At 42.2% G+C, this 11,779-nt stretch carries 13 protein-coding genes and 2 pseudogenes; 12 read left to right on the forward strand and 3 right to left on the reverse strand.

The window, feature by feature from the left end:
• Positions 1-6 precede the first annotated feature (6 nt).
• The 3 genes from ACFFRD_RS01790 to ACFFRD_RS01800 all read left to right on the forward strand — a co-directional run bounded on the left by ACFFRD_RS01790 (position 7) and on the right by ACFFRD_RS01800 (position 3,331).
• Entirely contained in the window at positions 7-555 is a 549-nt protein-coding gene (locus tag ACFFRD_RS01790) for a hypothetical protein (protein ID WP_392476186.1), read from the forward strand.
• Positions 552-2,450, forward strand: a complete 1,899-nt coding sequence (locus ACFFRD_RS01795; protein ID WP_392476187.1) for a type IV secretory system conjugative DNA transfer family protein — start codon at positions 552-554, stop codon at positions 2,448-2,450. Before ACFFRD_RS01790 ends, ACFFRD_RS01795 begins: the two co-directional genes overlap by 4 nt.
• Before the next feature lie 209 nt (positions 2,451-2,659).
• Positions 2,660-3,331: a response regulator gene (locus ACFFRD_RS01800; RefSeq protein WP_392476188.1), complete on the forward strand. Its 672-nt coding sequence runs from the start codon at positions 2,660-2,662 to the stop codon at positions 3,329-3,331.
• Positions 3,332-3,943: 612 nt separating this feature from the next.
• On the opposite strand, the gene ACFFRD_RS01805 is transcribed toward ACFFRD_RS01800, so the two are convergent.
• Both ACFFRD_RS01805 and ACFFRD_RS01810 read right to left on the reverse strand, forming a co-directional pair.
• Positions 3,944-4,534 carry an ImmA/IrrE family metallo-endopeptidase gene (locus tag ACFFRD_RS01805; protein ID WP_392476189.1) on the reverse strand — a complete coding sequence of 197 codons (591 nt, stop codon included), beginning with the start codon at positions 4,532-4,534 and terminating at the stop codon, positions 3,944-3,946.
• Positions 4,531-4,890, reverse strand: a complete 360-nt coding sequence (locus tag ACFFRD_RS01810; RefSeq protein WP_392476190.1) for a helix-turn-helix domain-containing protein — start codon at positions 4,888-4,890, stop codon at positions 4,531-4,533. Before ACFFRD_RS01810 ends, ACFFRD_RS01805 begins: the two co-directional genes overlap by 4 nt.
• A gap of 165 nt (positions 4,891-5,055) precedes the next feature.
• Between ACFFRD_RS01810 and ACFFRD_RS01815 the strand changes: the two genes are divergently transcribed.
• The 8 genes and pseudogenes from ACFFRD_RS01815 to ACFFRD_RS01850 form a co-directional block, all read left to right on the forward strand.
• Entirely contained in the window at positions 5,056-5,529 is a 474-nt protein-coding gene (locus ACFFRD_RS01815; RefSeq protein ID WP_242059201.1) for a multiubiquitin domain-containing protein, read from the forward strand.
• Complete coding sequence (locus ACFFRD_RS01820; RefSeq protein WP_392476191.1) at positions 5,504-6,688, forward strand: ThiF family adenylyltransferase; 1,185 nt, start codon at positions 5,504-5,506, stop codon at positions 6,686-6,688. The genes ACFFRD_RS01815 and ACFFRD_RS01820 overlap by 26 nt, the downstream gene beginning before the upstream one ends.
• Before the next feature lie 4 nt (positions 6,689-6,692).
• Positions 6,693-7,121: a DUF6527 family protein gene (locus tag ACFFRD_RS01825; RefSeq protein ID WP_094351996.1), complete on the forward strand. Its 429-nt coding sequence runs from the start codon at positions 6,693-6,695 to the stop codon at positions 7,119-7,121.
• A 47-nt stretch (positions 7,122-7,168) separates the two neighbouring features.
• Entirely contained in the window at positions 7,169-8,071 is a 903-nt protein-coding gene (locus tag ACFFRD_RS01830; RefSeq protein ID WP_190895158.1) for a nucleotidyltransferase, read from the forward strand.
• Entirely contained in the window at positions 8,068-8,751 is a 684-nt protein-coding gene (locus ACFFRD_RS01835; RefSeq protein ID WP_094343811.1) for a hypothetical protein, read from the forward strand. Before ACFFRD_RS01830 ends, ACFFRD_RS01835 begins: the two co-directional genes overlap by 4 nt.
• Positions 8,752-8,768: 17 nt before the next feature.
• The gene (locus ACFFRD_RS01840) at positions 8,769-8,954 is read left to right on the forward strand and encodes a hypothetical protein (RefSeq protein WP_392476192.1); all 186 of its coding nucleotides are present in this window, start codon (positions 8,769-8,771) and stop codon (positions 8,952-8,954) included.
• Between the two features lie 200 nt (positions 8,955-9,154).
• Positions 9,155-9,736, forward strand: coding sequence for a tyrosine-type recombinase/integrase (locus ACFFRD_RS01845; RefSeq protein ID WP_340097008.1), 582 nt, complete (start codon positions 9,155-9,157; stop codon positions 9,734-9,736).
• A gap of 30 nt (positions 9,737-9,766) precedes the next feature.
• Positions 9,767-9,961 (forward strand): annotated as a pseudogene (locus ACFFRD_RS01850) (tyrosine-type recombinase/integrase); the annotation flags it as partial.
• Between the two features lie 149 nt (positions 9,962-10,110).
• On the opposite strand, the pseudogene ACFFRD_RS01855 reads toward ACFFRD_RS01850, so the two are convergent.
• A pseudogene (locus ACFFRD_RS01855) lies at positions 10,111-10,293 on the reverse strand (hypothetical protein); the annotation flags it as partial.
• Positions 10,294-10,538: 245 nt separating this feature from the next.
• On the opposite strand from ACFFRD_RS01855, the gene ACFFRD_RS01860 reads away from it, so the two are divergent.
• Positions 10,539-11,690, forward strand: coding sequence for a pentapeptide repeat-containing protein (locus ACFFRD_RS01860; RefSeq protein ID WP_392476193.1), 1,152 nt, complete (start codon positions 10,539-10,541; stop codon positions 11,688-11,690).
• The last annotated feature ends 89 nt before the right edge of the window (positions 11,691-11,779 follow it).

Genomic DNA, 11,779 nt, shown 5'->3' on the forward strand with positions numbered 1-11,779 from the left:
AGGCTGATGCTAGTAAGGAAACGAAATGAAGATCCTCATAGCGTCAGCCCTTTTTTACATGAAGGGCTGGCACAAACACCACAATCAACTAAGCAGCATCAACAACCCGAACAGTTACCACCACTGCCAGAAAATAACAGAGGTAGAACATTTAGACGTGCTGGTAATGCCTGTGAAATTGTCGCTGGCAGTTGTCTAAACAGTGCAGTAATTTTCACTTTTCATCTGTTGCAAGTTCACCCAGTTGGAATGTTCTTAGCTGTGGGTACTGCACACCTGTACTTTACTGCCACTGCAACAGGTGAAGGGTTCAATAATTTCGTCACTAATTTAATGACTGGTTGCAGTGCATCACTGGCGTTATTATGTGCGCTTTCCGACCCGTTGGGTGAGTGGAATGAAGCGAGAACTTCTACTAGTACAGTTAAGACTTCTATTGAGTCGGTTTATAAGCCAAAAACTGCTGAATCTTCAAGTTGGATGGATGGTGCAGGAGTGGGCATATTTCTAGCGATATTAATGATTTTTCTATTTGGTGGTAGTCAGAGGAAATGAATTATTTAACCGACAAACATAAACAGTTATCCGAGTCCCAACAATCGGGTTTAATGAAGTGGTTCGGACAGTTACCGATGGATAAAAAAGCTGTTGCAATTGGGCTGAGTTTAACTGTAGGAATTAGCTCGGCAGCGATGGCGTGGAAAGGGGAGTCAAGCGACCGAATTTATTTTTGTGTCAAAACCCCAAAGAAAACATTGGTATGTCAGGACAAGAATAACAGACCATTTCGCATGACCCCATTTTATTGGTCACAGTGGCAGTTAGAAGGAATGCCGCGCCAAGTAGTGCGTAACCCAGCTATGGGGGTAAACGGACTGGTGAAAGCGACTAACGCATATAAGCCTTTTTGGGCGTTTGGGGGATTCCTGGGGTTTGCGCTTGCGGGGTGGATGCTCCGCCATTGTCAAAATGAGGAGAAGCAGAGAGCAGTTTTTGAAGACATCGCCCAAAAACGGGACGCAGCAAAGGCAGAGATGGCCGCACGTTCCGAGCTACTAGAGAGTTGCCGAGACGTTGCGATCGCAGAAGTCCAACTACAGGCGGATTTGGATCTAATCGCTAACGATCGCACTGTTGATATCCAAAAAGCTGAGATTTACGCCCACACCGAGATTGAAGTTACCCAAATGGAGGCAACTGATGCACTTTTCGAGGCGCAGACGGCTGGGATGACCGAAGAACAGAAGGCAGAGTACATCAAGCAGTTGCGTGAGATGAAAACCCCTTATCTGCAAGGGAGCCAAACTTTACAGGGGACGATTGACCCCAACGATAAGGTTACTGGAGATGAACAGGGCGCAATCGCACCGGGAGCAACCCCAACAGGTGATTACCTTCACCCATCAGAAGCTCTTGCCCTGAATACTTTGCAAGCCCTAGCCAGAGCCGATAGTTCTACTGCTTTAGTCGCCGCGCCGGGAAGCGGTAAATCAGTAACCCTCAATTACTTAATTGGGCGGATTTTGGCTGATTCCCCAGGGGCGGACATCTGGGTAATTAGTGCTAAGAATGATAGTTTCTGTGGTTTACGGGAGAAAGAGAGAGTAATTGTTTTTGACGGGGAAAACCCAGACCTAGCCAAAGAGGTAATTGACAACTTTTACACGGACTACAAACAGCGTAAACAGCTACCAGAATCAAAACGCGAATCCTTACCACCATTGATTCTCATTCTGGATGATTGGTTAGTGATTGCTGACTCTTTAAGCAAGCTTTACTCTGATTGGAATTATGGGAGTAAATTACTTGATGTTTTACTGATTGGTAGAGAGTTTAATACTAAGTTCATTGCCTCCCTACAGTCTTTTAATTTGGCGGCTTTGGGCATTGAAAAGATGGATGCCCAAACTCGTCTCTGTCTCAATTTATTGTTGTTAGGTAACAGGTATATCAAGAACGGAAGGGAGCAAGAATCTTATGGGGTGCTGGAGTTAATTTTAAATAGAGGTGACATTATCCCAGGGAAGCAAGAGCGGGAGCAAATTAAATCTAAATACTTGGATATTAAAGCAGTCTCTTATCAAAACTTGCGTCCAGTAATGATTGCTTCCGTTGGGGGTTTTGTTGTGGCATTAATGCCAAAATTATCTAATCAAGTCAAGCCGATTGCTTCGGAGCAGGAATATCTAGATAGAGTATTTGACCTGGAATTTAATTTAAGTCCGACTCACCAGATACATCCTAAACCATTATCTGAAGTGGCTAACAAGATTTATGAATACTTCCAGAATGTGAAGTCGAAAACGCCAAAAACATTACGTGATTTGAAGAAGGCAGATAGGTTATCTGGTTATAAGGAGCAAGAATTAATTGATGGTTTAGCTGAATTAGTAGAGAGGGAGAAGATAAATTGTGACGGCAATGATAACTACTCCCTACCTGATTGGTGAAAGTCCTGCCGTGATGCCGTGGTCATAAAAAGGAATGTCTTACTGGCTTTTCTGAGTGGACACGGCATCACGGCACAATCACGGCAATCCCTGCCCTGTATAGGTCGTAGCCTACGGCACTGCTACGGCAGCACGGACACCCACGGCAGAAGCATCAATAATAAGTCTGCCAATAAACAGCCATTTATTATTAGAGGATTAATCAAATCATGCTGAAAATAGTAATTGTTGAACCAGAAACATTCACGCTCTTGGGCATCAAAAGTGCTATTGAACAATCTCCAGATATAGAAGTAACTGGTGATGCCTCCAGTGGAAAGCTAGGGTTTCAGTTAATTGAACAGACCAACCCTGATGTTGTGTTAGTAGATTTACTCTTACCCGACATGAGTGGTTTAGAACTGACTAGCTCAATCAAAAGGAAAACTAATAGTAAAGTGGTGATTTTTACTAATCAGACTCATTCCGACTTTATTAAGTCAGCTTTCCGTCATGGTGCTGATTCTTATATGCTCAAAAGTGCTGATATAGAATTGATTGAACTAGCCATCAAGAGAGCTTACTTTGATGAATGCCTGCTTGACCCAAAGCTGGCTAAAAAACTGTTAAAAAACCTTGATAAAAATAGATATATTGACCCTAGTTTTGCTGATAAAAACTTGCTTGACTCTCCCACCGAACGACAAATACAAGTCCTGCGTTTACTGGCTCAGGGTTTAGGTTTTGAACAGATTGCCAAAGAAATGTTTCTCTCTGTTAGTACAGTCAAACATTACGCCAGCGATTTGTACAGTAAATGGCACGTCAAGAACAGTTATGAGGCGATAAAAAGAGGGGCGATGCTTGGTTATATAGACTATAACTTGATTGTGAATGAATGATGTATTGGTGAGGATAGCGAAAGGATTAAGTTGGGGAGTGGTGGGGTTTAATTCTGATGCCAAAAACCAAGAGCAAAATCTATTTGTGGGGTGGATACACCGAATTTCTTATAGTATCTCTTGATTACTTACCCGTGTTATAGTACATTAGTTCTATGAAATACCTCCTTAGCTAACCAAAAATCAAACCCCGCTTTTTTCGTGGGGTTTATTTTTGTACAAAATCTCTATGTCCCTAACACTACTAGCCCAATCGTTGCTGCAATACGCCCAGATCGGACAGGAAGAACATCGGCAGTCATAGGCATCACCGTGCCAAAAAAGGTTTTTTGTACGCTAAGGAAAATTCTGAGCCAATGCCACGCAGAGTTGTTGCGCGGTCTTGGCTCTGCAAATGCGCTCTAAAACTGGCTTTGAGATGCAAAGTAAGAAACGTAATCATCAACGTTTCTTAAACCAAACTTCTAGTTGCTTCTCTATCTAATGAAATATTACCTCAGAAAGGTAGGGCGGAAACTATTGCTGTACAAGGATTACAGCCTTAGCGTACAATTTTACCCTTTTGGCGCGGTGATGCCAGAATCTTCAGGACAGGAATAGCCATAGCTATGCTTAACGAGATAGCTGCTTCTCTACGCCCGTTATACGTAGTCGATACTTGTACAACTCCTTACTAACACCAAAATAATCGGCCGCAGCTTCAATATCCATCTTCTGACGATGACTGCCAGCGATAGCAGGTCTAGGGAGTAAGAGACAAGCACCCAACCAATCGGCTTCGGCCTCCTGGCGCTTATCAAATGTACGAAAGCCTATGCCAGTGCTATCAGATACGATGATCTGGGATGATTCATGGTTAAGAATGATGTGAGCCTGCTCGTGCATCAGATCATTGGATTGGCGGGCAACTGAATGGGACGGATTGAGTACGATAATGTCTTTTGTTCCTGAGCGGACGGTAACAGCAGACCATTCATCGCCCTCCGTTGATTGAAGGTAACGAAGCGTTTCACGGGGTAAGCCTGGCACATTGGCGAGTTCCCAGATAAATACATTTAAATACTTTGCAAGTTCGCGTGCAGGCAACGGGTCTGTATCTTTCAGACCTAAATGTGACCTGACCTGAATCGCAGTGTTCTCGCATCGTGATTTGAAACCCCGGACGAACAGTGCTTCATCATTTTTTGATATTGGGCCGATCATTCGTCATCCTCTGCCACGGCAGCTTGATGAATAGCAAGAATTAATGCACCCAAATGTTGCGCGGTCTTTGGACTCATTGTCTTGCCTGCCTTAAAGTGAGCAAGCATGACCGTTTGGTTGGGCTTGGATGTAGTTTCTGTTTCTCCCTGCTCCTTGTAACCCAGAACCTCGCCAGGATCGACTCCAAGCCAGGCACAAATTTTTGTAAAGGAGTCTAGATCAGGCTGTTTTCCTGCCTCTACTCGTGATAGGGTTGCCGCACTGATATTCATTTCTGCCGCAACTTGTCTCAGTCCTCTGCTACCCCTTCGTTTCTTGATGAGGGGGCCAAGTTGCTCAAGTGTAAGCCTAGCCATAAAAAATCCTTTCGTTTTTGTTTCACTATTGCAACACTGTTGCAGAGGTGATATAATAGATTTGAATCACTGAAGCAACGTTGTTGCAGAGATGGAATAGTTTCACTCTATCACGATTAGCATCAGGGGTTTGTATTGTATTAGCTATTTTGGTGTGAGGATTTAATGATGAACGAAAAAGAACACAAGCATGATGTAGGGCATAGTAAAGTCCGTGTCCATATAGATCGTAAGCAGTACGAGTCGCCGAATCCAACAACAGGTTCAGCGCTTTATGTACTTGGGCACGTTCCTCATGGATTCGAGCTGTTTCAGGAGGTAGAGGGAAAGCAGGAAGATAAAGTCATCCCGAATGATGGAAATGAGATTCATCTCAAAGAAGACGAGCATTTTTATAGCACTAAAGAATTCAAGATCATCGTGAACGGTCGTCCCAAAGAGGTTACTTCAAAGGAATTATCGTTTACCGAGATTGTCTCTTTGGCATTTAGTAATCCTCCGACAGGCGAAAACATCCTTTTTACAGTTACATACGAGAAGGGCAAAGGCAGCAGGCCTGAAGGAACTCTAGTCGAAGGACAATCGGTACATATTAAAAATGGGATGATCTTCAATGTCACAGCAACTGATAAGTCGTAGCATTGACTTAAAGCGTCTACAAGATGAAGGCTTTGATCTGGAGATCAACTCAGGCTATCTACTGGTCAAAAATATTCCGTATTTAAACTCCAACCGAGAAATCAAATACGGGATGCTTGTTTCAGAATTGACTCTTGCTGGCGATGTAACCACTAAACCTAGTACACACGTTATTGAGTTTGGCGGTGATCATCCTTGCCATAAAGACGGGACAGAAATAACTCAGATCAAACATGCGAGTACAAGAAAGCAACTCACTCAGGGAGTTGAAGTTCAACATACGTTTTCAAGCAAACCTCCTCAAGGCTATTCAAACTATTATGAAAAGCTGACTACGTATATCGCTATTATTTCTAGTCCTGCACAAGCAATTGATCCGGCTGTCACAGCAAAGAATTTCTCAGTTATCCAATCGGAGGAAGGAGAATCGCCATTCTGTTATCATGATACCGCATCAAGTAGGGCGGGTATCAATCTAATTTCTCAGAAATTAGCACTGGAAGATGTTGCTATTATTGGCTTAGGTGGAACGGGAACATACGTGTTGGATCTAGTAGCCAAAACTCCTGTCAAAAGAGTTCATCTATTTGATGGAGATAAATTATTTCAACATAACGCATTTAGGTCTCCAGGTGCGCCATCAATTGATGAACTGAGGGAAATTCCTTATAAGGTAATTTACTTCAAGGAACTGTACTCCAAAATGCATCAAGGTATTGTTCCTCATGCTTTCTATATTGAGGATGAAATAAGCGTTAATTATTTAAAGGAGATGAAGTTTGTATTCCTTTGCCTTGATAGAGGTACAGCAAAAAAACTAATTATTGAAAAATTAGAAGAATTTGGCATTCCTTTCATTGATGTCGGAATTGGTGTGAATTTAGTTGATGAATCGTTAGGGGGGATACTAAGAGTCACGACTAGCACTATAGAACAGCGTGAGCATATAAATAAAAGAGTTTCTTTTTCAGACAATAACGGTAACAACGACTATGCTCAAAATATTCAGATTGCTGATCTGAATGCTCTTAATGCAGCCTTAGCTGTAATAAAGTGGAAAAAAATATTTGGATTCTATCGAGACTTCAACGGGGAACATAATACTACATATACCATAGATGGCAATACACTAATTAACGAAGACCAGTTAGAAGGCTGAAACAGTGCTTAGACACGAATTTGTTGAATATATTCCTGATAACCTCAATGACAACACTATCTATGTGTCTATAAAGTTTGGAACCGTAGCTCATAAATGTTGCTGCGGATGTGGAAATGAGGTTTTTACTCCACTAAGCCCAACCGATTGGAAGTTAATCTTTAACGGTAAATCAATTTCGCTTGAGCCTTCAATTGGTAACTGGAGTTTTGAGTGTAAGTCTCATTATTGGATCAGACATAATGATGTTATATGGGCTGTCCAATGGTCACAAGAAGAGATTGACGCTGCCAGAATATATGATCGTTCTGCAAAAGAGAAATACTTTGAAGATGCTTCTAGTAACGTGATGACAGAGAAACCAAAGAGCGATAAACAAAAGCAAAGTTCTTGGATGAAATTGAAACAGTGGTGGTTGCAGTATTGGAAGTGACTGTAATAATATACCGCCCAAGAATGAGGTAGGGAGACTTTTAGTACATGAATATATCCGAAGATACCTTTGTTTCTTGGTCGAGGGGGCCTAGCCAAACAGAGTCTGATAAATGTGAGAACGCAGAGAGAATTGTTCGCAAAGCGATCAAAGCTGATGTTAAACTATCAAGCCTAGACATTTCCGTTTTTGCTCAAGGCTCTTACCGTGCCCGCACAAATGTTAGACAGAACAGTGATGTAGATATATGTGTCCGCTATAACTCAGCATTCTTTCCAGACTATCCCAGTGGTACTACACGAAACACGTTTGGTAATGTGGGTAGTGCTATATCCTTTGCTGAATTCAAGAATATGGTTGAGCAGGCGTTAGTCAATTACTTTGGTAGAAATGGGGTTACACGAGGTAATAAAGCTTTTGATGTTCATGCAAACACTTACAGAATTGATGCAGATGTAGTGCCTACTTTCGAGCATCGACACTACACAGGAAGATGGAACACAGATGGCACTCCTCACTACATTTCAGGTGTTGCCTTCAAGCCGGATAACGGTAGTTTGATACAGAATTGGCCTCAGCAGACTTACGATAATGGGGTAAATAGAAATAATAGTACAGGCCGGAAATATAAACGGGTTATTCGCATTTTGAAACGTCTCCGAGACAAAATGCAGAGCGAGAACGTATCAGGAGCCAAAAACATTTCGTCGTTTCTTATCGAATGCCTGGTTTGGAATGCTGCATTGGAAGCATTCTCAAAAGAGTCATACACAGAAATTCTTCGATATATCATTGTAGACATCTGGAGTCGCACACGTAAAGATGAAGATTGTTCTGAATGGGGTGAAGTAAATGAATTGAAGTATCTCTTCCGCAATTCTCAACCGTGGACTCGCCAGGAGGCGAATAATTTTCTCCAAGCAGTCTGGAATTATATTGGATATACATGAAGAATCTGAAAGCCAAATCATTTGCATATTTTCTTTTTGCACTGTTTGCGATTTGTTTTATCGGTGTCGCACTTGTCACAGGTGCAGAGATTACAGACATCTGGAGTGCATTGAAGATTGCCTATAAAACAATTCCAATTCTGGTGATTTTATGGGTAGGGTTTGTCACCTATGCTTGGAAATGGCGAATTTTTCAGAAGTGGCTTGTTCCCTTCCCTTATATTGAAGGGACTTGGCAAGGAAGCATACAAACGACCTGGAAGAATCCGCAGACTGGGGAGACTCCCGGCCCCATACCCACAATTCTCACAATTAAACAGTCCTTCACTCATATTAGTTGTGTTATGCGTACAGCAGAGATGACAAGTCGAAGTTACTTCGCCGACTTCTGGCTGGATAGTGATGAGCAATTACGAAAGCTTGGATATTGCTACACGAGTTCTCCCTCTATATCAGTTGCAGAACGTAGCCAGCCCCACGATGGCACAATTGCTTTAGAGATAATCGGTAATCCTGTAGAAAAACTTCATGGTATTTACTGGACTACGAGAAAAACAACAGGTGAAGTTACCTTAAGATTTCGTTGCCGTGAAAAACTTGACGAATATCCATCTGATCTAGGCGATCATCCGATGAAAGGTAGGGCGGAAACTATTGCTGTACAAGGATTACAGCCTTAGCGTACAATTTTACCCTTTTGGCGCGGTTATGCCATCGCCTGACTTGCGCCAAAATTGATATCAACTCTGATATCAATGCCCCATCTATTAAAGCGATCGCACTCTTGGCGGGCGGTTACGCCATCGCTCTGGGGAGTGCTTCACCGCAGCTATGCCAAAGTAGTGCTAAAAATCAGCAATCAAGTCGCCACTACAAGGAGTAACCCCCAAGCCTTGTATAGAAAAGATAGATATTTGCCAAACTTATCAATGGGGGTAAAATTGGGATTTTGAGGGTGTGAATGATAAGCGTGGCTTAACTGAGGCAATTTAAAGCGTGGATATTCACGACAGAATCAGGGTTTGGGACGATGAGAACTGTTGGTATTTCAACGTATAATACGAACAGTGTAAGAAAGCCAAAATGCTGGTACGTCGTAAGAATAAGGATTACAGGTCACGGGAATATCTTACAGTACGTGAGGTAAACAGCATACTGCGAGCGGCAAAAGTTTACGGACGGTACAAGGTGAGGAATTATGCGTTGATACTGTTAATATTTCGCCACGGGCTGCGGGTGTCGGAGGCTTGCGATTTGCGATGGGATGCGATTTCGTTTCTGGATGAGGAGATTTTTATCACGCGCAAAAAAGGGAGTGATAGCGGTGTGCATCCGTTGCCTGTGGATGAAATCGAGGCATTGAAAGAATTAAAGGAATTAAATATTGGTGGTAATTACGTTTTTATTGGGGAAAGGGGAGAGAGGTTAACCTCGGCTGCGGTACAAAGATTGTTGACTAGGTTGGGGGAAGTAGCTCTGTTAAACATCAAAATCCATCCGCACCAGTTACGCCATGCTTGCGGTTACTACCTTGTGAATGAAGGGCATAGTACCAGATTTATTCAGGAATTTTTGGGGCACAGGGACATCCGCCACACGGAAAAATATACCAAAGTTAATTCCAAACGCTTTTCTGGCATCAAGTGGAACACAATTGATGAGTAATGAAATTAACTGATAATCGCGTCGAATACCTGTGCGCGGGTGGGCATTGAAGGCGTTAGTACCCACAGTTTCAGGAGGACTGCGTTAACTAGGATGAGCGATGCCGGGATACCGTTGCGCCACATTCAGGAGATATCGGGGCATCGGACTTTGGCAGCTTTGGAGCGATATTTGAGGGTGACTGAGAAGCAGAAACAAAATGCCATCTCTGCTTTGGACTTTTGAACTAAGCAGATTCAAAATACTGTACGCTACACTGCGGAGAATCCCCGGCGGTTTGAGCATTTTGATTGGCAGTGGGAGTAGCCTTTTTGATGAGATTTTCATCGACTAACATCATTGGCTGATAGGATATTAGCTTGAGAGTAAACTATTTAATTACTTGGAACTAGTAACATCCGCGCCTCAATTCCTTCCCAGATTGTGGGGGACACTCGCACAGATGCTTTTTTGCAATGAATAGTAAGGTAGTTGGCGTAAAGATAATTGTCCAGTGGTTTGACATTTTTCAGGGAAAAATTGATTATATCTGGGTTGAGATTAAAAGCATTGAGTAAGGTTTGTTTGAGCTACTCAAAAAATGTCAGGCGCATTTCCAGTGGTTGTTCATTATCAAGAATTTTATCTTTTAGTTCTTTGAGTTCGCTACAGCTAAAGTCCACTCAAGTGAACTGGATTTTTTATAGAGTCCTCTAAAGAGGACTTGTGCTATGAGACTTGGAATTTATTCCGATGCGGTATTTTGCGCCTTTATGTGAGCTTTTGATACTATTATCAACAGTGACAAAATATTGAATCATTTATGTTTGAAAAGAATACAGACGTTCGGCGAATTTGGTTCATAGTCTTACTAATTATGTTTTTTCAGTCTATAATAGGAGTTATTTTAGCATCTGTAATTATTCCAGGTTTATCCACAGAACAGAGGCTAGATTATGGTATTAAAGCTTTAACAACTACCGGCACAATTTTTGCTGGAATTGCTGTATTTATTAACGCTTTCTATACAGGCAAAAATTCTGAAGCTCTAAATAAAAGTGCTATGGCTGCCTTAAAAAATGCTGAGGCTGCACTCAAAAATGCTGTAATCGCAGAAGACAAACAAATCACAGAACGCTTTGCAAAAGCCATTGAGCAGCTTGGCAGTGAAAAAATTGAAATGAGATCAGGCGCAATTTATACGTTAGAGAGAATTGCTAAGGATTCTGCAAAAGATCACTGGACAATTATGGAAGTCCTTACTGCGTTTGTGCGAGAGAATGCGCCGAGGAAGCCAGATGAAGAGAACACACAGCAAACGCCAAAAATTTGCACTGATATTCAAGCAGCCGTCACTGTTATTGGACGACGTAATTACGAAAATGACAAAAAAAATCAAAGCCTTGATTTAAGCAATATCGATATCCAAGGTGCTAACCTCATTGGAGCTAACCTGCAAGGGGCATTCCTCGGTGGAGCTAACCTGCAAGGGGCATTCCTCATTGGAGCTAACTTGCAAGAAGCAATCCTCTATAAAGCTAACTTGCAAGAAGCAATCCTCTATAAAGCTAACTTGCAAGAAGCAATGCTCAGAGAAGCTAACCTGCAAAAGGTAAATATCATTGGATCTCATCTACAAGGCGCAATTCTCTACACAGCTAACCGGCAAGAAGCCATCCTCAAAGAAGCTAAACTGCAAGATGCTGTAATCCTCGGTGTAGATACACTGCGAAGGGTACTCCTCGGTGTAGCTAATCTGCAAGAGGTACTCCTCGGTGTAGCTAACCTGCAAGAGGCATTCCTCAGTGGAGCTAATGGAGCTAACCTGCAAAAGGCAGACCTCAGTGGAGCTTACCTGGAAGGAGCAGATTTAAAAGGAGTGAAAAATCTAGAACAAAAGCAGATTGACTCAGCTAGGGGCGATCGCACCACTATTCTGCCAGATCATCTAGAATATCCGAAACATTGGCAATAACTTTCAGGAAATTTAAAATATTTATAGAAATCTAATATTAAAAATCACAGTCCAGTTAATGGTGACGTGGCGGCGGATTGTCCAAATCC

It is taken from the genome of Nostoc sp. C110, assembly GCF_043099725.1.
Taxonomy (GTDB): Bacteria; Cyanobacteriota; Cyanobacteriia; order Cyanobacteriales; family Nostocaceae; genus Nostoc; species Nostoc muscorum_A.